This is a genomic window from Leptospiraceae bacterium (genome assembly GCA_025059995.1).
Classification (GTDB): domain Bacteria; phylum Spirochaetota; class Leptospiria; order Leptospirales; family Leptonemataceae; genus SKYB61.
This window is the reverse complement of sequence record JANXCF010000006.1, coordinates 127732-150426: the sequence shown is the minus strand read 5'-3', so window position 1 is coordinate 150426 and position 22695 is coordinate 127732. Positions and strand designations below refer to the sequence as shown.

Here is a 22695-nt window from a genome sequence, read left to right as displayed (position 1 = left end):
CTCCACTTGCAAAATGAAATTTTGAAGCTTATTAGTATATATCAAAATCATATTCAAGACAACATAAAAATTCTTCAAAATGGTCATCATTCCTTGCTTGAAAAATACGATTTATTATTGAGTCTTTACGAAAAGAATGAAATTGAATATAACGAGGATGAATTTTTTGAAATTTATGAATACATAACAGAAGACTATGATAGTGTAGCTCAAATGTATCAGAAAACGTTTTATAAAAAACTTCCGAGCTCAGCTCACATTCAAAAATTTCAAGAAAAGTTGAATGCTAAAAAACAACAACAAGAACAAATAGTCGTTCAACAAGATTATGACTCAAAATTAGATGAATTCAAAGGCAGTGCGAAAAAAATCATGGATTTTTGCAAAATACCACAAGACGAACAAAGCAAGGTTCTAACCAGTTTGAATCAACTAAAAAAACTAAAAACCCCATTAGAATCAGACTCAGAAATTCGTAAACTTAAGCGTCCCGTAATTGAAACCTTCTGGAAGGCTTACGTCAATGCTTTTTTACAATATAAGAAAAATAGAGGTAATGTTCCTAAATACATAACCTTGTTTTTGCTATACGGTTTTTTTGATGATGAATTCTTAGAAACCCAGCAAATTTTTGAATTATCTGAATTTATCGACAACACCAATCCTTTAGATCCTGATTTCTCAATTTTGAATTCTGTTGAGTGGTTAAACTTGATTTACGAAAAGAAAGAATTACCTTCAATAAGTGAATTGGGGGAAACTTACTTTGACTTTTTAAAACAAAACCACCAAGAATATAGTAAAGCAAAAAAACTAGAAGATATACCTATTGATATTGATACCCAAGAACAAAGAGTAATTTACGAAGTAAAAAACTTTTTCAATACAAACACAAGATTAGTTTCTGGTTCACCTTTAACTTTCTTTCCTGTTTTGACGAAATTCCATTTTACCTCACCTAAGATTTCTGAACTTTTTGTAACCAAAGAAAAATTGAGTTCTCAACTTTTAGAACTCCTAAAAATCGACTTCTCCGCTTTTTATAGAGAAATGGTATTAAACGACGAGAACCTAAAAATCTTCAAAGAATTCATCATGGTAAACGTATACCCCCATATGATATTATTACCTGTGGCAGGAAGTAAATCCATGATGTGGCAGGATTTAGAAGATCCACGGAAAAAAGATACAAGAGCAAGACTGGTATTTCCAATACTCAACACAGGAGATCTATTCCAAATGGTGATCGAAGCTGTAGGAGCTTTTCGTTGGGAAATTTTAAGAACTATTCTTGGACATGATTATAATAATATTGGGATGCCTTCTTTAACTTCTGAATATTTAGATTATGTTCAGTTTTATCATAAAAACAGAGACTTATCTGAGGAACAAAAAGAAAAAATAAAAGAAGACTTTAAGAACTTTCGGGATGATAGACAAAAATTCGTTCATGATTACACATTATGGATTAAATATGAATCTCAGGGAATATTAAAACTCAATAAAGTGGTAAGGAATATTTTTTATCGTTATATTCCCTTTAGTCGAGAAATTAGATCATTTTTACAAAATCAACCAGCTTATGCAGAAATTCATAATCGTTTTCGCAACATTCGAACTAAAAAACTCACAGAATTAGAAAACCGTTGGAGAAAGTATGGAACGAAAGATACATGGCCAAAAGTATTAAAAAATACTTATGAATATTTTAGTTCATAATTCTTCTACCAAATACCCTTTGTTATATTCTTGAATGATTTGCAGAATAAATTGATTCCATGTATCAGGCTGATCAGGATCGATCATGATGTTTTTGATTTTTGGGAAAAGAGGGTAAGGTTTTAATTTTTTATGTAAAACTTCTATGATTCTAATATAATGATCAATTCTTCTTATCCTTACTAAATTTAATTTTTCATTCTCGAGATCTTCAGGATTGATATAGCCAATTAACATCAAGCGTGGGAATAATGTCTTTTTCAAAAGATATAAACATTCTTCAAAATTATCAACCCTATCAATAAAGCCTTCATAAGCACCTTTTCCTAAATTCATTAATTGTGTGATGATATCCATGCTTAGACTTATGCTTTCCCTCTTATTCATATCTGAAACTATCACGATCCCTTCATCGGGTTGAAAGGTTTTAAAAATTGTATCTCCAGAGAAATACTTTCTTAAAAGCTTAATTGAGTTCACATCAATCTCTTTTCCTTTTTCTAAAATTTTTTGATCGGAATCGGGAATGTAAACATCTTCTCGAGAAATAATGAATCTCTTTTTTAGAGAAGATAAATTTAGAATTCGCAATGCTTTCACTTTTTCTTCTAATTCATCTAAGGTATTAATCCCCATCCTTAATGGGTTTTCTGGATCTATCATTCCGAAATGATGATGAGTCATAAATTAAATCAAAAAAAACACCAAAATAACTAAAAATACAGTTTGAATAATAACAAAAATTAATATCCACTGAATTTTTTTTTCTAATAAATCTGTTTTTTGTTGTAATTTTCGATTCTGTTCTTCTAAAAACCTAATTGTTGGATACCCTTTTTTTTCCAAGTATCTTTCCCAGAGAAAAAACCCCAACTCTCCTAATAAAAACTCAAAAAAAGAAAACAAAATATCCCTGAAACGCTTCTCTGATCTAATTTTACTTTTTTCATTTTTTTCATGGTTTTTTAGAACTTTTGAATCTTCTTTCATAATGACTATGATGAAACCATACCATTTTTTTCCTGTTCATGTCATGTAAATTTTCTTAGAATTGACAATGAATTAAAATTTTGTATATATTTTATTATGAAGGTTTTTAAAACAAACTTATGGATTGATAGATACAACGAATGGTGGAATGGGAATACAAAAATAGAGAATATTGGCATAATTCGATTTTTTAAAATCAATCTCCATTACGACGGAGAATATTTCATTCACATCAAACATCCTGAACAAGAAGAGAAAGGATACTTGAAACTTGTCGAAGGTTTTCCCCTCATTTGTGAAGACATAGAGTTTTTCGATACCTACTTTCAATTCTTATTGGACAACCAAAAATTATTAACTCCGGATAGTCTTTTCTACGATCCAGATCAAGATAAATTTTGGGGTCTCTATTTAGACAAAGAATACACGAACCATATCCCTTATTTGGTTTCTTCGAAAGTGGTGCAGTTGTTATCGCCATACATTAACGAAAAACAAAATGAAGTTTTTATCGAATACAACTCAAAAGTAATCCCTATCATAAAAAAATCATATCTTCCATCTGAAAAATATGAAAATTCGTTTGTTTCTCATTGAGACCATCAGAACTTAATTCTAATGTTTAATTTTAATATTCCCTTAAGTGTTATTGTGGAATTGATAATCAAAAATCTCAATCTGTTGACTTTCGTTCTTTATCATGCGCTTTTTTTTTGTTGCTTCCTGGTAATATAGATGAGTGTTTTTTTTCAGGTTCTTTTTTTGATCTTCAAATTGCTCTAAAAGGGCTTGAGCTCTTTCAATTACCTTGGCTGGTAGTCCTGCCAACTTAGCTACATGAATTCCATATGATTTATCTGCTGAACCTGGTTTAACTTTGTGCAAAAATATTACTTGATCATCGCTTTCCAATACATCCATTGTCAAGTTGAATACCCCATCTCGTTCTTCTAAAGAGGTCAGTTCATGATAGTGGGTTGCAAACATGGTTTTGGGTTTATAACGCTCTGTTAAGTATTCTACGATAGCCCAAGCAATTGCCATTCCATCATAAGTAGACGTTCCCCGTCCTATTTCGTCCATGATAATTAGCGAATCTTCTGTAAAATTTCGTAAGATGTGAGATGTTTCCAACATCTCTACTAAAAACGTAGACTCACCCTTGGCTAAATTATCACTTGCTCCAACTCTAGTAAAGATTCTATCAACGATTGATAGGTTGGCTTCTTTTGCAGGAACAAAACAACCCAATTGTGCTAAAATTTGTATCAATGCCACTTGGCGAATGTAAGTGGATTTTCCTGCCATGTTTGGACCGGTAATGATCGCCAAACTATGGGTAGTTGTATTCAGATAAACATCATTGGGTATAAAATCTTTTTCTTTGGGTAAAAATTTTTCTACAACAGGATGACGAGATTCCTTCAAAATCAATTCTTTATTTTGATTCCATTGAGGTCTCATCCAATGATTTTTCTTTGAAACATCAGCAAATTCAACAAGAACATCCAAATACCCCACATGATAAATGACGTCTTTTAATTCTTGTTTATGATCCAAAACCTTATTGATGAACTCCTGGTAGTATTTCTTTTCTATTTCTTGTATGTTTTCATCTGCTAAGAGGATTTTTCTTTCGATGTCCTTGAGTTCCTCACAAGTGAAGCGTTCATAATTCACTAAAGTTTGTTTTCTTTCGTATTCTTTTGGGGCGTTTTTCGCTTGTATTTTTGATATTTCAATGAAATACCCCAAGACTTTGTTATAACCAATCTTTAAGGAACTTAAACCTGTTCTTTCTCGTTCTTTGCGTTCGTATTCCAACACCCAATTTGCTCCTTTTTCTTTTGCTTGGATGGCTTCATCATATTCAGGATCAATCCCTTTCTTAAGAAAATAAGAATTTCCAAGTTGGGATGGTGGATTTTCGACAATTGCTTGATCTAACGTGTCTTTTAATTCAACTAAGCTTTCTGAAATTTGTATCTCATATGGCACTTGGTATTTTTGTAATTCTTTTTGGAGCTCTATGATGGATTGTATAGTTTGAACAATGCTTCTAAAATCCCTTGGCTGAGATTTATTGTATTGCATTCTGGTTAAAATTCTCTCAACATCCAAGATTTTTTGTAGTTGTTCCTTAATGGCTTCTCGACATTCATCCTTCAAGAAAAAGAATTCTACCAAATCCAAGCGTTTTTGAATTTCAGCGATATCTAACAAAGGATGTAAAAATAAATCTTTGATAAGGCGTTTCCCCTTGGGTGTTATTGGCGAGAACAAGGAAACTAATGCCACATCTTTGGGTTCAAAGATATTGAGGTTTTTTATAGTCTTTTCGTCCAAGTATAAAAATTGATTTTGTTTTTGGAATTTTGGAAAATCCAAGGAAATTTCTTGATTGGGAAAATTTTTTTCCACGTAGTGCAAAATCAAGCTAATAGCTCCTAAAACTGCACTACCCTCGTAATCCCTCAATACAGAATCGAAATCAGTTTTGTAGAAACTCTTGAATTTTCTTTTACCTTCATCTATCGTAGATTTCCAGCTTTCTAAGACAGAAATAAAAACTTTTGCCTTTTTCCCTTTCTCAGAGAAATCTTTTTCTAAATGAGTGGGTAGAATCACTTCAGTTGGATGGTAAGCCTCAAGCAAGTCATCAATCGAAACATCAAAATCATTTAGTTCATAGCAAAAGAATTCACCCGTGGAAATATCGGCAAGAGCTACACCAAAAGTTTTTCTATCCAGATTTTTATCCGAAATCGCCATTAGATATTGAGACTCAACGTTTTTGAGTAAATTTTCTTCTATGATGGTTCCGGGTGTAATGATACGAACTACACTACGTTGCATCAATCTTGGATTCTTCGGATCCGTTGATTGTTCAGCAATTGCGACTTTCTTTCCTGCTTGTAAAAGCCGGTTGATGTATATCTCAGCGCTATGATATGGAACCCCCGCCATCGGGACTGAGCCTTGACGATTTGTCAAAACCACATCCATGATGGGCGCTGCAATTAAGGCATCATCCATGAAGACTTCATAAAAATCCCCCATCCGAAAAAATAAAATCGAATCAGGAAACTGGGACTTGAGCTGTAAGTATTGTTTCATTACAGGTGTACTGAGGGGTTCTTTGTATTCCATTACAAGTCTACAAGTCTAAGTTAATTACGTATTTTGCATTCTCTTCGATAAATTTTCGTCTTGGTTCCACTTCATCACCCATTAAAATTTCAAAGGTTTCCTCTAAACGTTTTAGTTCTAATGAATCTTCATCAAAAGGCTTAACTTGCAAAAGCACTCTTCTTGCAGGATCCATCGTGGTTTCCCAAAGTTGCTCAGGATTCATCTCTCCTAATCCTTTATAGCGTTGAACTGTTATGTTCTTGTCATCTTTGAATTTTTTTAGGATTTCTTCTTTTTCTTTATTAGAATAGGCATAGTATGACTCTTTTCCTTTTTTGATTAGGTATAATGGAGGTTGGGCAATGTAGAGATGTCCATGTTCAATCAAAGGTCTCATCTTTTGAAAGAAAAAGGTAAGAAGCAGTGTCCGAATATGGGAGCCATCGACATCAGCATCAGTCATAATAATGATTTTATGATAACGAAGTTTAGAGAGATCAATATTATCGTTTCCATACCCTGCCCCAATTGTCATTACTAAAGTCCTTACTTCTTCATTGTCTAAAATCTTGATATCTTTTGCCTTGACAACATTTAAAATCTTTCCTTTAATTGGGAGAATAGCTTGGAAATTTCGATTTCTTCCTTGTTTTGCTGAGCCTCCTGCTGAATCCCCCTCAACAATAAAGAGTTCACTCAGAGCTGGATCTCTTTCAGAACAATCGGCTAATTTTCCGGGAAGTCCTCCACCTTCCAGAATGCCTTTCCTTTTTGTCACCATTTCACGAGCTTTTCTGGCAGCCTCTCTTGCTCTATAAGTCAAGATGCATCGTTCTAAAATAGCACGTAATTCATTGGGATTATGGGAGAAGTAGGTCTCTAATTCCTCAGAAACAATCTTTTGAACCACTCCTTTGATTTCTGCATTTACTAATTTTTCTTTGGTTTGTGAATTAAACTGAGGTTCTTGGATTTTGATATTGATGACAGCCACGAGACCTTCTCGAACATCATCACCTGATAAAGTCCCATCGATTTTCTTTTTTAAGCTCTCATCCTTTTTCAAAAAATCGTTCAATGTTTTTGTCAGAGCTATTTTGAAGCCTTCTAAATGGGTTCCTCCTAACTTGTTGTCAATTCCATTCGTAAAACAATAAATCTTTTCAGAGGAGGATTCTTGATAGGCAATTGCGAATTCTCCGTAGAACTCTCGTTTTTCGTTTTTTTCTTCGTATTCTCGTCTTGCCTCAAAATGTATGATTTTTTTATGAACAAGCTTTCCTTTTTTGGTGAGTTTTTCCATGAACTCTAAAATCCCCCCTTTATACAAAAAGATTTCTTCCGATGGTGGGGTTGTTCGTTCATCCCGTAAAATAACCTTTAATCCTTTATTCAAGAAACTGATTTCTTCCAACCGATTCCTTATAGTATTGTAATCAAAGTGAGTGGTTGTAAAGATTTCCCTATCAGGAAGAAAACGCACAGTTGTCCCATGTTTTTTGGTTTTCCCGAGGATTTTTACTGGTTCTACGGGAATTCCTCTTTGGTATTTCTGATAATGAATTTCACCATTTCGATGAACTTCCACCTCCAACCATTCCGATAGAGCATTTACAACAGAAACTCCAACCCCATGCAAACCCCCACTGATTTTATAAGCACCACTACCGAATTTTCCTCCCGCATGAAGATGAGTCATCACAACCTCAATCGTTGATATTTTCTCTTGTGGATGAATTTCCGTCGGTATACCTCTTCCATCATCAACGACTTCTACACTACCATCACTTTTTAATATCACTTCAACAAAAGTGGCATACCCAGCCATGAATTCATCCACAGAATTATCGACAACTTCATATACCATTTTGTGTAGACCCGTTTCATCCTGTGTGCCAATATACATTCCTGGACGTTTTCGAACTGCCTCTAAACCTTTCAGAACCTTGATTTGATGTGCAGAGTAATTTTTATCCATGACTTCTACCATACGAAACAAGGATTTAGAGAATTTATTTTTGAGTCAATGATTAAAACTTTTAGATTGATTTAGAAAAAACAATTAAAAGAGAAATAATTTTTAACTCATTTAATTTTTTAAGCTAAAGAATCTGAAATGAAACACAAATTTAATGTTTTGTGATTTAGGATTTCTTTTGTTTTATCTTCTTTTTTTCTTCTTATCTAACATTTCAGCATATTCGACTGTATAGGGTGTCCAAGGAATTGCTCGAAGTCTCTCTTTGGGTATGGGTTTTCCCGTTCCTTCACATATACCATAGGTTCCAAGTTCAATTTTTTCGAGAGCTCGATCAATTAAACGCAGCTTTTCTAATTCAACGTCAGAAAGATTGCGAAGCAATGTATTGTTAATATAAACATCAGCTTGATCGGCTTCATCCGGTTCTTCTTGATTCAAAAACAATTGTTCTTCTTCTGATAGTTGTTCTAAGATTTTTTTTCTTTCTTCTAAAAGAAGTTCCTTGAATTCTTTCAATTCTTTTTTGGATAAATGTGTTTGTGTTTTTCCCATACTTCCTCTCTCTATAGAATTGTTTTTAATGATTTAGTTTAATTGATTTTTCGTTTTTGGAAATCATTTTATCAAAGAATTTCGGTTTATATGTGAAGAAAATTGAATTTTTTTGAAGTTCCAAAAAAGATTATATGTCTAAACTCGCAAAGGAAATCCTTTCTTTTCTAAAAGTTTGACAATACTATCCAACATCGTTTGGATCCTTTCACTCGGAATCGACTGGTAATCCAAACAATGTACTCGATAAGAAACAGATTTTTTTCCTTCTGGAATGGGAGCTCCTGTGTAGATTTCTAAAACCTCAATCTTTTGGATTTCTGGAAATTTCAGAGTTTGAATATGTTCTATTGGTGTATATGTTGACTCTCTCTTTTCGAGAAGAATAGTAAAATCAAAAGTTGACTTTGGAAATTGAGAAGGAGGTTTATAAGTTGTTTCTTTTTTACTTCTTTTCTCATTCCAGATGGCATACAAACCATCAAAATCCAAATCCCCTAAAATTATGACCTTCGATAACGGGAATTCGTATTTCATATAGAGATCAGGATGAAGAATCCCTAAACTTCCTAATGATTGATCGAAACGATAAAATTCCACCTGACAATTGGGATGATAGAGAAAATGTTTCGTATTTTCTTTGATTTCATAGTCAATATAAAAATACTTAAACATCTTTTCTATGATCTCTCGGACATAATAAAAAATTCCTATTCTTTCATCATCAGAAGATTTAAAATAATTTTTATAATCTTGCAGCCTTTCCGTGAAATATACCAATGTTAGTTTTTGTTTCTCTAAAGGAAGTTTATTTGAATTTTGTTTTGTTTTCTTTTCTTTTTCTTCGGGGAGAAAAACCCTTCCTAATTCGTAAAGACCCGCTTCTTCAAAACGATGGATGTTGAGTTTCAGTTGCTCTAAAAGTCCTGGTATGAGGCTTACTCGCATTCTGTCTTTTTGTTTTTGAGCTGGATTTTTTAGCTGTATTCCCTCATATCCAAACTGTAGATTATCTTCTTTGCTTGCAAAAGAATAATTCATTGTTTCATAGAAACTACCTGATTGGCTAAGAAAGAACTTCACTTGTCTTTCGAAATATCGTTGATGAGGTAATTTCGGCTTTTGAATTTCTACTCTGGGTGCTACGGGTTCAATGTTATCATAGCCATAAAGTCGTCCAATCTCCTCTACGATGTCTTCCGGAATGGTAATATCATAATAAGAACGATAACTGGGAACTGTGATTTTTATTGTATCTTTATCTACTTCTTCAATTTTAAAGTTTAGGCGATTGAGAATTTCCTTGACTTTGTTTTTCGAAATCGAAAAGCCCAATCTTTTTTGAATAAACGAAATAGTTGTTTGGATTTTATTTTCTTGTATTTTTAGTTTTTTTGGATATGATTGAATCTTTCCTATTTTAACTTGGGGTTGCTGTTGTTTCAAAAGAATCAAAAATCTTTCTATTCCTAATTTTGATTTTGCAGGGTCCTGTCCTTTCTCAAAACGCCGGGCTGATTCGGTTCTGATGGAGAGTGCTGAAATGGTTTTTCGGATGTGTTCTCGTGGGAATGTGGCAGACTCAATAAAAATATTTTTGGTCTTCTCTTGAATAGAAGTTTCGTATCCTCCAATGATTCCTCCCAAAGCAATGGGACGATCCTCGTCATAAATCACAATACTGTTTTTCGGAATGGTGTAAGTTTCTTTGTCCAATGCAGTAAAAAGAAATTCTTTTTTGTTGAAGTCACATCTGATGGTATCGGATTTGATTTCATCCAAATCAAAGGCATGATTAGGCTGACCCAACTCATACATGACAAAATTCGAAATATCAACGATATTATTGATAGATTTCTGATCAATGGAAGTCAAAAGAAGGCGCATCCAAAAAGGGGATTTTTCTACCCGAACATCAGAACAAACAACCCCATTGTACGCTAATGCTGACTCGTTTTGAATTAAGATTTTTTTCTGCGGGAGTTTTTTATTATATGAAAGTTTTTTAGATTCTTCTTTGGTTTTATTAACTACGTCATATTTAATTTTTCTTCCCAATAAAGCAGAGAGCTCCAAAGCAAAACCAAAATGTCCCCACAAGTCAGGTCTATGGGTTATGGATTTGTTATCGATCTCTAAGACTGTATCCTCAATAGGGAGAAATTCCCTCAAGGGAGTTCCTAAAGTGAATTTTTTGTTTTTGATGTTCTTTTTTTTACCCTCTGGGATTTGTTTTTTTGATTTTTTTGCTTTTGCTTTATGAATGAAATCCCAAACGTCTTCTTCTAATTCATCTAAAATCCATACCCCACCATTAAAGCCAAAAAGGTTATCCAGTTGGAGCTCTTTCGTAGAACAAATCATCCCAAATGAGTCAACATTCTTGATGGTTCGTTTTTCGATTTTGAGTTCTTCTTTTTCATTGTCTTTGTCAGCTTTGAGTTTTGCACCGATTTTTGCCACTACAACATGCTGGTTTTTTTCTAAGTTTTCAGCACCACTAACAATCTGAAGAACATCGCTACCAATATCCACCTTGCAGATTTTGAGTTGATGAGAATCTGGATGTGGTGATACCTCTAAGACTTTTCCGATTACGAGATTAGGATCAAACTCAAACACCTTATGAATATCTTCAATCTCGCAAATCGACATGGTGATTTTGTGAGCTAATTCTCCAATTGAAACATCATGCAATTCGATATAATGATTTAACCAACGAAAGGATAACTTCATATAACTAAAATTGCTCCAAAAATCGAATATTTCCCGAAAGAAAATGACGTATGTCCTCAATAGAATGTCGCATCATCACCAAACGGCTTAGTCCCATCCCAAAGGCAAACCCCGACCATTCATTAGGATCAATTTTACCTGCTTTCAAAACATTAGGATGGATCAAGCCACAAGGAAGGATTTCTACCCATCCAGTATATTTACAAACAGGACAACCCTTCCCTTTGCACACAAGACATTGAATATCCAACTCAAAGCCAGGCTCCACGAAGGGAAAAAACCCAGGTCGTAGTCGAACCTTCACTTCTTTTTCAAAAAACGTGGAAAGAAAGGTTTTCATCACATAAATCAAATGGGCAACGGAAACATCTTTATCCACCATCATCCCTTCTAATTGATAAAAAGTATTTTCGTGGGAGGCATCGGTTTCTTCATAACGATACACTCTTCCTGGAACAATTACTCGAAAGGGAGGAGTTAAAACCTCCATGGCTCGAACCTGCACAGAAGAAGTATGGGTTCGAAGCAAAAAACCATCCGTTGTCCAAAACGTATCCTGCATGTCTCTTGCAGGGTGATCATCAGTAAAATTCAACTTCCCGAAATTATATTCATCTAATTCGACTTCGGGTCCATCCATGATTTGAAATCCCATAGCAAGAAAAATGTCTTCTACTTCATATTGGATTTGACTCAATGGATGCAAATTCCCAACTTTTGAAGACAAAGGTCTTCTTGCATCAAAATATTCCTGTTGGATTTTGCTGAGAAGTTGTGAACGCTCTAATTCAGTTTGTTTTTGTTTGAAAACTTCAGATAATCGGTCTCTTAATTCGTTTGCAAAACTTCCCACTTCTCGTTTTTCTTCAAGAGAAAGGTCCTTTAGGTTCTTGAGGATTTCTGGGATTTTGCCTTTTTTCCCCAAAACTTCTTGATAGATTTCTCGGAGTTCTTCTAAATTTTGGATGGTTTTTAGTTTTGATGTTGTAGAGACTTCAATCTCTTTTAAACTCTCTAATAGTTGGAGTTTCATGGATATCGAAGGATTTTTGTTATTTTTTTTCATGTCAATAGAAAATCAACAAAGTCAATATCCAATACAAAACCATAAAAAGTTGTTTTTTGAGTCGTTCATTTCATTTTATTGGTATAAGATATGACACCCTTATCGAAAGAAGTCATTTCCACAGATTTAGAAGTTTTAGAAAAATTCATAGAGCAATACAAAGAAATCCCGATTGAGGCAATCATCAAACAAGACATATTGCGACTTGGATTAAATTTTGATTCAGGAGCTCTACAAAACCAAGAATACAAAACCAAAGACTATTTTATTTTTACTTTTGACCATGTTCCTTTGTCTGAGCAACCAGAGACGGTTCGATTTAGAGCTCCTGAAGAAATTAAAATTCATGGCGGTTTGTTTGAACTGCTTCCCACCGTCATTTCCGTAAGGATTGATCCCACATCACCCTACAAAATCACCATCGAAGAAAATCAAGTCGTACTCAAACTCCACAACACTACGCTTGCGGAAGTAGAATTTCCCCCCATACCACCTTGGTATCAATACCGAACACGAAACAACAAAATTCCAGGAGAAATTGCTCCGGTGATCGAATGGGGATATTTGATATATCTTACAGTATTTCGTAATTGTCAGTATTTCGGGAAAGACGAAGAATGCGCTTTTTGCGACATCAACCACAATTGGCGTCAACAAAAGAACTTCAAGCGTCCCTACACAGGAGTTAAAAGCATCGAAGACATCCTCGAGGTTTTAAGCTGGATTGACAAAGAAGACACAACGGCTAAAGTCTATACGATCACAGGTGGTTCGGTTGTTACTGAACTTCAGGGTAAAAACGAACAAGATTTTTATTTTCAATATGTCGAAGCCATTGAGTCCCACTTTCCAAATCGCTGGTTAGGAAAAATGGTGGTCCAAGCTTGGGAAAAAGAGGATTTGATACGCTTCAAAGAAGCAGGTATCAAAATCTACCATCCAAACTACGAAGTTTGGGATAAACGGCTCTTTTCCATTCTCTGCCCCGGAAAAGAACGATACATTGGTCGAGACAACTGGATTCGAAGAATTATTGAGTCAACAGAGATCTTCGGTGCTTCGAACGTAATACCTAATTTTGTTGGTGGAGTCGAATTAGCCAAACCCTATGGTTTTGACTCTGTTGAAGAAGCAATACGATCTACCCAAGAAGGTCTGGAGTTTTTCATGAGTCACGGAGTGGTGCCTAGGTTCACTACCTGGTGCCCTGAACCATATACAACCTTAGGAAACCAACAAAAACCTCCCCTACGTTATTTCTTAGAACTCCTCACTGTTTGGAAAAGAACCTTTGAAAAATACAAACTTCCTGTTCCTCCAGGTTATGGAGAACCAGGAAGAGGAAGAGCTGTCTTTTCAGTTAGTGCTTTTATGGACGTGATTGGGTATCAAGGAAGAAATTGATCTTTATGTTTCTTCACTAAGCCATGTGCGAAGGAGTTTTGCAACTTCATCCGGTTTTTCCCGAGCCAAGTTGATAGCATTCTCGAGAAGTTCTCTTCGTGCTTTTTCATCAATTGAAAGTTCTACTTCCGCAGCTCCTTCATCAGCAACTCTAAGTGCGGCTTCTCGCATGAGTTGTTGCTGTGCGGCTAACTCTTCTTCTCTGAGTCTTCTTCTTCGGGCAATTTCATTCTTAATGGCTCGATAAAGTAAATACAATAAAATAAATGCCAAGATGGAAATTGCAGATATGACTAAAAGCCGCTGTATCATCAATTGCCTTCGAAGTTCAGCGTCTTCTTGTTCGAATTGAGCCGTACGATCTTTTTGTATATGCTCAACTACGATTTGATCCCCTCTTGCTGCTTTATAAAGCAACGAAGCCTTGAGGAGTTTTTCAATGGCTTTGAGTTCCTCTTTCGTGGGGGGAATGTATTCTCTGATATAGCCTGAACCATCTTCTTTTACTCCTTTTCTTATCCATCTTCCATCTACAGCAACCGCGATAGAACGAGCTCGTTCTTCCCAGGGTTGACGAATGATTTCTTTCTCAATACGATTGTAGTCATAGTTTCGAATAACATCTTGATTGCCATATTCAGCTCGTTGGTAATCCAAATCCCGATAACCCGGGGGAAGTTGCTGCTCGGTTCCGGTGGGACCTCCCGGAGTAAAACCTTGACCACGAAAGCGCTCATTTCTTGTGTTTTCTGAGACTGTCAATGTTCCTCCCGGCATTAACTTTCTATCAGGATAGGGGGTTTCTGGGTTTTCTGGTTCCGCTTCTACGGGTTCTACTAAGTGTTGTTTTTCTTTGATCTCATCCCAGTTTACGTTGAGGGCTACTCTGATGATGGTAATTCGATCCGCAGAATAGAGCTCGCTCAGACTACTTTTGATTTCTTCCATCCATTTGCGTCTTTCTCGCTCTTCGAATTCTTTTTTCTTCTCTACTAATTTGAGTCTTCGTTCTTCTTCATCTAAGGCATCAGGTTCTACAAATTCTTTCCCAAAGTTATCTGTGATGGTGATGTTTTCTCTTTTAAGGTTGGGAACAGCTCGATAAATCAAGTTTTTGATACCACTAATTTGTTTTGGGGTAAGGGTTTCAATGCCAGGTTTGAGAGTTAAAACCACAGAGGCTTTTACAGGTTCAACGTCAGTAAGAAAATTATTTCTCTGGGGTATGGCAAGCTCTACCCTTGCCGATTTGACGAAATCCAATGTCATGAGCATTTGCTCTAACGACCCCTTTATGGCACGATGGAGTTTGACGTTTTTATCAAATGTGGTTTCATCCCAACGAGACATATTGAAAATTTCCCATCCTTCAACTCCTACTGGGATGAGGTTTTCTTGGGCTAATTTGGTGATGATTTCTTGTCTTTGTAGTCCATTGACGAAAATAGTATCCGTGCCAACACCCCTCCAGTCATAACCCATTGTCTCTAAGAACTTTGTGATTTCTGCATAGTCCGAAGCACTCAAATTTTCATAGAGCACCACCATCTCTGGCTTTTTTGAATAAAACGCAACAAAAGCCAAACTCGCAATGATCAAAGCCAGAACCACTCCGACAGTGATTTTTTTTACAGTATCAAGTTGATTCCAGACCTCCACTATTTTATTCCATAATTGCTTTAGAAATTCAGGCATAGCTTATCCTCATATCAGTGATGGGAATATTAAGTTTTTTCAGCTCTTTTACTTAAGAAAAGAAAATTTTTTGATTTTTGCTCAAAATTCATAAAATTTTTACTTATTCTTTGTTAAGGAAAGAGACAAAAAAACTAAAGTAATTAAATTAAGAAATAATCACAACAATTTAACGATAATGCATATATGCTCTTCTCAAACATACATGAGGTTTAGCTTCCTCACAAAGAGAATTGACAACTTTAATAAATCAAAACTTTTTTATTATCTCGGTGTTGTGAGTTCTCGATAGGCTCGTATCACACCATCCGCTAAGGTTTTTGTTAAGTTCAGAGCAAAGCGGGCTTTTTGTGAGGCTATCATGATTTCATGAACATCAACATTATCAGGATCATAGATGGATTTTTTGGTTAGATCTTCAGAATCCAAGGCTAACTTTTCTACTCTTCCTAAATATTCATTTAATGCAAAAGCAAAGTCCGTCAGAACCCGTTCTTTTTCTGGTACAAGTTCTGTTAGTGGTGGCTTTTGGGTTATCTGCATGTGTTTTTCATAGATCGTTCTCAATTTAAAAGGAGAATACGTTTTTGCTCCTTCTACTTTAGGAAATCCACTATCAAACTGTACACCACTATAGCCGAAAATTTTCATGATCGATCTCCCGTAATATCATGTATCGAAAGAAAAAGTAAAAACATGAGTTTTTTCTTTATCGTTTGTCGTTTGATTTTATTTGACAAATCCATTTGACAAATTAGAAAGAATATATGAACCTCACAAGAAAGTGGATTGTTGTAGCTGATCAATCCAAAGCAAGGATTTTTGAGTATCAAGGTCCAGGAAAGCCTTTCAAACTCATCAAGAAATTCGAACACCCAGAAGGAAGAATGAAAATTTATAGCAATGATGGTGGTGAAAGTTTTGATCGAGCCGGTTATGGAAGACATAAAACCGAACCCGTAGAAGACCCTAAAGAAGTAGAAAATAAAAGATTTGCTTCCGAAATTAGTGAATACCTCAAACAATCCAAATTAGATAACAAATATGATTATATTTACATTGCAAGTGGTCCATCTTTCTTGGGCTACTTAAAAGAAAAACTTGACTCTAATGTAAGTAGAAACGTCCAAGCTTGGATTTCCAAAAATTTAGCCAATATTGAAGACAGAGAAATCCATCTTTACTTCAAAGATTATTTGAATGTGTAGGTCTTCCCAGCCGTTCGAGATATTCTTTTGCTAATTGAGCATATTTTTCTTGGGTTTTTATGATCATTTCTCTTTCTTCATCGGTGATAGCTCTTACCACTTTTGCAGGAACCCCCATGGCTAACATCCCATCCGGGATTTTCTTGCCTGGGGGAAGTAAACTCCCTGCGGCTAAAATAGCAAATTCTCCTACTTCACAACCATCCATTACAATAGCACCAATCCCAATAAAAGCGTAATCCTTCAAAACAGCTCCATGCACCACTACCCTGTGCCCTAAGGTGCAATGATTTCCAATGTATGTAGGAAACTTTCCACCCGTCACGTGAACAACACATTGATCCTGAATGTTCGTAAAATCTCCTATTTCAATTTTATCTACATCACCTCGAACTAAAGAACCAAACCAGATGCTGCTATGTTTTCCAATTTTGACTTGCCCAATCACATCTGCTGAGGGAGCGATGAAAACACCCTCGCCAATCTCAGGATAGTGTTCTCTGTAAGGATAAATCATAACCCACCCTTCCTTATAAAAAATCCTTTGTCAATAAAAAAGAAGTAAATCGAAAGATTTTTAAAGATCTTTTAGGATAAAATAAAAAATTATGTTATTTTATACTTGCTAATACAAAATTATCCTTAAGATTGTGAGTTATGAAGAAAACTCATTTATCACCTATTCCAGCTATTTTGGTTTTAGGCTTTTTTACTATCGTGCATAGAATTTAAGGAACTTCCTGAGGATCCCACAACTCCATCTGGAATGGCACGTAGGATGTTGATTGAGATCATCAAAAAAAATCAGAACAATAGAGAGATTATTGATACATCCTTCGGTAATCAAGGAAAAGTCATTAGAGATTTAGAGGGTTTTACTTCTTTATATGATTTTAAATTAGTCCAACAAGCAGATGGTAAAATAGCGGCTATAATTAAGGGATATCATCAACCATCATCAAAAGAAATAATCCGCTTCATAAGGTTTCATTCAAATGGGGAGATTGACACTTCCTTTGGAAATAATGGTGTATTGAACTACGATATGCAATCAATTTCTTATTATTCATATTATTATAGTTTTACAATATTACCCAATGGAGATATTCTTTTGGGAGGAGGTGATTATTCTCACCCTCACAAAGCAATCATAAGAAAATTCCCATCAACTAATTATTCAACTCCAACAAATTTTTTTTCATATTACTTCCCTTAAGTGAATTATGAAACTATTAAATACATACTCCCCAATCCCGATGGAAGTCTTTGGGTTGCAGGAACTTCTTATGCAGATTCATCTCCTGCTTATCCTTTTTATTTTGTTGCCAAGGTTTCAGCTGGAGGAACCCTTGATACATCCTTCAACGGCACAGGGTACCTTTTTTTCGAACATACACCTAATTCTTATATTATTATTTATCCCCCTCCTTTCCTCCAAATAATTGACAACAAAATTATATTCACATACAACATTAATGAAGATAATAACATAAAATTCTACATCCGACGAATAAACTCTGATGGAACAATAATAAACACTTTAAATTTAAATTTCCACGTAGACGAAACTATGTTTGATTTCACTAATGAAGGATTATTTATAACACAGTTTGGAAAATTATACAAGTTCTTATGGAATGGTAGTACTGATAGCTCTTTCGGAAATGATGGAAGTGTTAATTTAGGTTACTATCCATCCTTGCGTAAGATTGATAATCACTTACATTTAGTCGATGAGAGGTATGATACAAACAAATTTTCATTGAGCGTGGAACGTAGAAACCTCAACGGAACCTTGGATACTACCTTTGGAAATAACGGAATAGCAGAAATCACTCTCATGGAAAACATAAGCAACCCAACACAAAACTATTTCCGAGAAATCAATATACATAAACAAAGTGATGGTAAAGTAATTGTAGGTGGTATTATGGGAGTTGGATCAACCTACAAACTAGTTTTAACAAGATACTTAAACCCATAATTTATTCTTTATCTACCCTTTCTGGAAACAACTTTCGAAAAACTTCTTTTGCTTCTCTTTTTAGTTTTTGCATTTCTTCTTCTGTAAAAGCTTCAAAATTTTTTTCTTTATGTCGTTTTGCTAACTCTACGTATTCAAGACTTCCCAGAATGGTATAAAGGGTCTTTGCTTTATCAGGATATATCTTTAGTTCTCCATTCACATTCGTTACCAACGAAAATGGAGGGATTTTCATTTTTCCTCGTATTATGCAATCAGCTGTGATCATGGCTCCATCTCCAATTTCGGCATCATCCATGACGATACTTCGAATTCCAATCATGCAGGCTTTGCCAATCTTACAACCATGAAGAACTGCCATATGTCCTATCAAAGAATAGGCTCCTATTTCGATGGGGCTAGAACCATCCACGTGCAACACTGCATTATCTTGAATATTGACGTAATTACCAATCTTGATTTCGTTCAAATCCCCTCGTATAACTACTCCGGGCCAAATAGAAACATATTCGCCAATCAAAACCTTCCCTATGACATAGGCACCTTCATGAACAAAAGACGATGAGGGAACAGGATAGATAGTCTGAATCATAGTATCAAAAAAAAGATTTTAAAGTTTTTAAATCAATCCTAAAATGTAATTAAAAAATCGATTTGTAAACAAAATTAAAACTTTTCTCTTGCCAAAATTGTAAATAAAAACTTTTTTCTTAAACATTCTAACATAATTATTTTAGGAAAAAAATATGATCAAAATAGTTTCACACTTATTTTTTTTGATTTTCATTATGACTTCTTGTGTTCAGAATACAAAAAAAAACAATAGCCTTCAATTGCTACTCCTTTGGCAGGTGATAAATGCAACTCCTGTATGTTTTGGAAAAGATCCTCTCTTGAAGAATCAATGGCATATCAAAAACACAGGTCAAGGTGGTGGTGTAGCAGGAAATGATGCTAATGTAGTACCTTTATGGGAACAATCCATTTTCGGTAGAGATGTTTATGTTGCGGTCGTTGATGATGGTGTTGATATTGATCATCCTGACTTGATTGCAAACACGAGACATAGTTATCACTGGAACTTTATTGATAAAAACAACCAGATTAAGCCCTACACTTCCAATTATCCACATGGAACTTCTGTAGCTGGTGTAATAGGCGCTAGATGTAACGACATAGGAGTAAGAGGCTTGGCACCTTTATCTAAGTTAGTTGGCTACAATTTATTGTTAGCAAATACTATCAACACATTGGATAACAATACATCTGCAGTCCAAAGCGATACAGCTGAAGCAATGATAAAAAATAAAGATGTCATACAAATATCTAACAATAGTTGGGGAGCTCCTGATGGAACAGGGGAATTAATGGATGAGTTTGCCGGAACACTCTGGAAGGAAAGTATCATAGACGGTGTAAGGAATGGTCGTGGCGGGAAAGGAATTATCTATCTATGGGCTGGTGGTAATGGGAGTACAAAAGTTACCACTACAAACAATAACATAGTTCTATTGATCGATCAAGTTGATGACTCAAATCATGATGGACAAGCAAATTTTTTACCTTATATTATGGCAATCTGCGCTGTTACAAATTTGGGCAAATACTCCTATTATTCTGAACTAGGAGCAAACATTTGGGTTTGCGGATATTCAGATCCTTTATATAATGAAGGCACCTTAGCTATCACTACTACTGACATTCAAGGTAATGATGGATATAACCCTCCAAAGGATCCTGAAGAAACTGATAATCCCGATGTGAATTATACTGATACTTTCGGTGGGACATCAGCAGCCACACCTTTTGTTGCTGGTATTGTTGCATTGATGTTAGAAGCTAATCCCAATTTAACTTGGCGAGATATCCGATATATCTTAGCAAAAACAGCAAGAAGAATTGATCCCTTTGATTCAGATTGGAAGCAAAATGGAGCAGGTTTCTTCTTCAATCACAAATATGGTTTTGGTGTTGCAGATGCTTTTAGTGCTGTCAATTTAGCAAAAAACTTTACTTCACTGGGAAATTATAATAACCTAAAAAAGACAGCAACTAACTATGACATAGCAAACCAGAACATTCCTGATAATAACAGTATTGGTATAACAAGAAATATGAATGTCTCAAGCAACATTACAAAAATTGAAGGTGTTCAAGTAGAGGTGCAATTTTCCCACCAATACTTTGGGGATTTAGAAATCACACTAAAATCTCCCAGTGGAACTACGGCAGTCTTGACAAGAAAACATCGATGTTATAAAGACGCTAATAATGATCCTTCTGATGGATTAGAAACTGAGTCATGTAATTCTTATACAAACAAGACTTGGGTCTTTTCAGCAGCCAATTTCTTAGACGAAAACCCCAACGGTAATTGGTCATTAACTGTAAAAGATTTGGGTTTAGATGATATAGGACAACTTCATAGATGGAAACTCATCATTTTCGGACGATAGACCATAACCATAAAGGAGGAAAAAATGAAAAAGTATTTTGTTTTATTAACAATTACGTTTTTATCAACTTTTTTATATGCCCAAAACCCCTCAAAAGTTAAAGAAGAAAGAAGTCAAAGAGAATTTATTTACTATGACGGAAACACCCCTAAAAGAGTTTTTCTTCAAGAAGATTTAATAGCAGAGATAGAAGGCTCAAATTATGCGAGTCGATTTCGTGCTTCAATCAAAGAAGAAAAAAACTACGGAAAAATCAAAATCTACAAAATCAAGAACCCAAAAATCCAACAAAATATACGAAGTGGTGGGTATACAAAATCCCTGTCAAAACAATACAAACTCTCAGAAGTGTTTCGCGGTGAAGGCGGAAGCCTGATGTTTCTTCCAGGTGGTGTGATTGTTCGCTTTAAAGAAGGAATTGATGAATCCACTATTCAAGAATTTTTTAAAAATAAAAACCTTAGCGTCAAACGAGTCCAAACCATCAATGAAAGAAATTATTATCTCGTTTCTACCCCTCCTGGTCTAGCTTCACTTGAGATTGCAAACCAATTAAGCACCGAACCTATTATCGATTACTCTACTCCTGATTGGTGGATCGAAGCACAAAAAAAATAGAGGAGTTCTACTTCTCTATTTTTGTAAAAAAATTGAGTTCTAAGTTATTTCGATTTTAATGTCAAAAAATGGAAGATTACGTTCCTTTTCACAACAAAAAAGAACCAGAGGTAGAAAACAAAGCTTTTCTTCCGTATCCCATTAAAACTTCTGATCCTCCTTTTTCGTTAGTGGATAGAGCCAAAGAGATTGAACAAGCTGACTTATGGATTAAAACCAGTGTCAACCAAAAATTAGATTTGATTTTAAAACAAATTCAAGCCCTTCAAAACCAAGCCCGAGAAATCTTGATAAAAGCACAAGAAGATGCTAAACTCCACCGAGTCTCTTGTAATTTTGAGAAAAAACCAGGAATGATTTTACATCTTTACGAAAAAGAGAACGGCGAACTTTATTTTTCTTTGCTTTCTCCTGAGGAATGGGGTTCACCTCCTCATCAGTTTATTGCCAGTTATCGACTACTTCACGATATGAGCTTTGAAAAAATCACGGAGAATTCCTAATAGCAAGCCCTTGATCCAAAATCTTAACGATACTTTCTTTACGTTTCTCTAAAAACATTTGGACTTCATTTTGATCATAATCCAAAACTTTACTAACAATTTGTAGTTGAACCAAAGAAGATTCAATCAAACCCAAGATGGTCATCATGATGTGTTCTGGTTCGATATCCATCCGAATTTCTTGATGATCTTGTAGTTCTTTAATTTTTGTTAACAAAAAAAATTTTTCTGCTATTTTTTCGACATGGTCCGGATCATGTTTTTTGAGCAATTTTTTTGTTGCTTCAAATCCACTCGCCAATTCGTGGATGAAAATCTTTTTCACTTCTGGATATTCAAAATAGATTTTATAATAAGCATCAACAATTTGTTCTAAAAACGTAATTCGATCTTTTGTTTCTACACTTTTTTCTTGAAGAATGCGATCAAATAAAGAATGAAAGTATTCTATCACATTTTCATAAAGAGTTTGCTTATCGTGATAATAGTAATGCAGCATGGCTTTGTTGATTTTTGCTCTCTCTGCAATTTTTTGCATCCTTGCACCATCGAAGCCTTTCTCAGCAAATTCTTTATAAGCCGCCTCGATGATGATTTCTTTTGTTGGCTTTTTTACTTTCATCTTTGAAACAGTTATAATTTTTTATTAAA

Annotated in this window: 21 protein-coding genes; 9 read left to right on the top strand and 12 right to left on the bottom strand. The window is 34.9% G+C overall.

The window, feature by feature from the left end; all coding sequences use genetic code 11:
- Nucleotides 1–1719 (top strand): hypothetical protein (locus NZ853_09515; protein MCS7205925.1); only part of this gene is annotated, 1719 nt, incomplete at its 5' end.
- On the opposite strand, the gene NZ853_09510 is transcribed toward NZ853_09515, so the two are convergent.
- Entirely contained in the window at nucleotides 1714–2403 is a 690-nt protein-coding gene (locus NZ853_09510) for a hypothetical protein (GenBank protein ID MCS7205924.1), read from the bottom strand. The two genes, NZ853_09515 and NZ853_09510, sit on opposite strands and share 6 nt — an antisense overlap.
- Before the next feature lie 3 nt (nucleotides 2404–2406).
- A complete protein-coding gene (locus NZ853_09505; protein MCS7205923.1) occupies nucleotides 2407–2709 on the bottom strand; it encodes a hypothetical protein in 303 nt (100 codons plus the stop codon).
- A 96-nt stretch (nucleotides 2710–2805) separates the two neighbouring features.
- Between NZ853_09505 and NZ853_09500 the strand changes: the two genes are divergently transcribed.
- Nucleotides 2806–3306 (top strand): hypothetical protein, encoded by a 501-nt coding sequence (locus NZ853_09500; GenBank protein MCS7205922.1) that lies wholly within the window; start codon nucleotides 2806–2808, stop codon nucleotides 3304–3306.
- A gap of 42 nt (nucleotides 3307–3348) precedes the next feature.
- Here the strand turns inward: NZ853_09500 and mutS are convergent, their stop codons facing one another.
- The 5 genes from mutS to pheS form a co-directional block, all read right to left on the bottom strand.
- Nucleotides 3349–5859 carry a DNA mismatch repair protein MutS gene (gene mutS, locus NZ853_09495; protein MCS7205921.1) on the bottom strand — a complete coding sequence of 837 codons (2511 nt, stop codon included), beginning with the start codon at nucleotides 5857–5859 and terminating at the stop codon, nucleotides 3349–3351.
- Nucleotides 5860–5866: 7 nt separating this feature from the next.
- A complete protein-coding gene (gene gyrB, locus NZ853_09490; GenBank protein ID MCS7205920.1) occupies nucleotides 5867–7819 on the bottom strand; it encodes a DNA topoisomerase (ATP-hydrolyzing) subunit B in 1953 nt (650 codons plus the stop codon).
- Between the two features lie 183 nt (nucleotides 7820–8002).
- Nucleotides 8003–8374 carry a TraR/DksA family transcriptional regulator gene (locus NZ853_09485; GenBank protein ID MCS7205919.1) on the bottom strand — a complete coding sequence of 124 codons (372 nt, stop codon included), beginning with the start codon at nucleotides 8372–8374 and terminating at the stop codon, nucleotides 8003–8005.
- A 138-nt stretch (nucleotides 8375–8512) separates the two neighbouring features.
- Nucleotides 8513–11110 carry a phenylalanine--tRNA ligase subunit beta gene (gene pheT, locus NZ853_09480; protein ID MCS7205918.1) on the bottom strand — a complete coding sequence of 866 codons (2598 nt, stop codon included), beginning with the start codon at nucleotides 11108–11110 and terminating at the stop codon, nucleotides 8513–8515.
- Between the two features lie 4 nt (nucleotides 11111–11114).
- Nucleotides 11115–12143 (bottom strand): phenylalanine--tRNA ligase subunit alpha, encoded by a 1029-nt coding sequence (pheS, locus tag NZ853_09475; GenBank protein ID MCS7205917.1) that lies wholly within the window; start codon nucleotides 12141–12143, stop codon nucleotides 11115–11117.
- Nucleotides 12144–12266: 123 nt separating this feature from the next.
- Between pheS and NZ853_09470 the strand changes: the two genes are divergently transcribed.
- A complete protein-coding gene (locus tag NZ853_09470; protein MCS7205916.1) occupies nucleotides 12267–13580 on the top strand; it encodes a radical SAM protein in 1314 nt (437 codons plus the stop codon).
- 3 nt (nucleotides 13581–13583) lie between these two features.
- On the opposite strand, the gene fliF is transcribed toward NZ853_09470, so the two are convergent.
- Nucleotides 13584–15275, bottom strand: coding sequence for a flagellar basal-body MS-ring/collar protein FliF (fliF, locus tag NZ853_09465; protein ID MCS7205915.1), 1692 nt, complete (start codon nucleotides 15273–15275; stop codon nucleotides 13584–13586).
- 264 nt (nucleotides 15276–15539) lie between these two features.
- Entirely contained in the window at nucleotides 15540–15926 is a 387-nt protein-coding gene (locus NZ853_09460; GenBank protein ID MCS7205914.1) for a flagellar hook-basal body complex protein FliE, read from the bottom strand.
- A gap of 116 nt (nucleotides 15927–16042) precedes the next feature.
- Here NZ853_09460 and NZ853_09455 point away from each other — a divergent pair, with 116 nt between their 5' ends.
- Nucleotides 16043–16483, top strand: a complete 441-nt coding sequence (locus tag NZ853_09455; GenBank protein ID MCS7205913.1) for a host attachment protein — start codon at nucleotides 16043–16045, stop codon at nucleotides 16481–16483.
- Here NZ853_09455 and NZ853_09450 read toward each other — a convergent pair.
- Nucleotides 16461–17000: a gamma carbonic anhydrase family protein gene (locus NZ853_09450; protein MCS7205912.1), complete on the bottom strand. Its 540-nt coding sequence runs from the start codon at nucleotides 16998–17000 to the stop codon at nucleotides 16461–16463. The genes NZ853_09455 and NZ853_09450 overlap by 23 nt on opposite strands.
- Nucleotides 17001–17249: 249 nt before the next feature.
- Between NZ853_09450 and NZ853_09445 the strand changes: the two genes are divergently transcribed.
- Both NZ853_09445 and NZ853_09440 read left to right on the top strand, forming a co-directional pair.
- Nucleotides 17250–17699 (top strand): hypothetical protein, encoded by a 450-nt coding sequence (locus NZ853_09445; protein ID MCS7205911.1) that lies wholly within the window; start codon nucleotides 17250–17252, stop codon nucleotides 17697–17699.
- Nucleotides 17700–18467, top strand: a complete 768-nt coding sequence (locus NZ853_09440; protein ID MCS7205910.1) for a hypothetical protein — start codon at nucleotides 17700–17702, stop codon at nucleotides 18465–18467.
- A 1-nt stretch (nucleotide 18468) separates the two neighbouring features.
- Here the strand turns inward: NZ853_09440 and NZ853_09435 are convergent, their stop codons facing one another.
- Nucleotides 18469–19059, bottom strand: a complete 591-nt coding sequence (locus tag NZ853_09435) for a gamma carbonic anhydrase family protein (GenBank protein MCS7205909.1) — start codon at nucleotides 19057–19059, stop codon at nucleotides 18469–18471.
- A gap of 154 nt (nucleotides 19060–19213) precedes the next feature.
- Here NZ853_09435 and NZ853_09430 point away from each other — a divergent pair, with 154 nt between their 5' ends.
- From NZ853_09430 to NZ853_09420, 3 genes are all read left to right on the top strand, one after another.
- The gene (locus NZ853_09430; GenBank protein MCS7205908.1) at nucleotides 19214–20923 is read left to right on the top strand and encodes a S8 family serine peptidase; all 1710 of its coding nucleotides are present in this window, start codon (nucleotides 19214–19216) and stop codon (nucleotides 20921–20923) included.
- Between the two features lie 24 nt (nucleotides 20924–20947).
- Nucleotides 20948–21541, top strand: coding sequence for a hypothetical protein (locus NZ853_09425; GenBank protein ID MCS7205907.1), 594 nt, complete (start codon nucleotides 20948–20950; stop codon nucleotides 21539–21541).
- Between the two features lie 68 nt (nucleotides 21542–21609).
- Entirely contained in the window at nucleotides 21610–22044 is a 435-nt protein-coding gene (locus NZ853_09420) for a DUF2452 domain-containing protein (GenBank protein ID MCS7205906.1), read from the top strand.
- Here NZ853_09420 and NZ853_09415 read toward each other — a convergent pair.
- The gene (locus tag NZ853_09415; protein MCS7205905.1) at nucleotides 22028–22666 is read right to left on the bottom strand and encodes a TetR/AcrR family transcriptional regulator; all 639 of its coding nucleotides are present in this window, start codon (nucleotides 22664–22666) and stop codon (nucleotides 22028–22030) included. The two genes, NZ853_09420 and NZ853_09415, sit on opposite strands and share 17 nt — an antisense overlap.
- Between the last annotated feature and the right edge of the window lie 29 nt (nucleotides 22667–22695).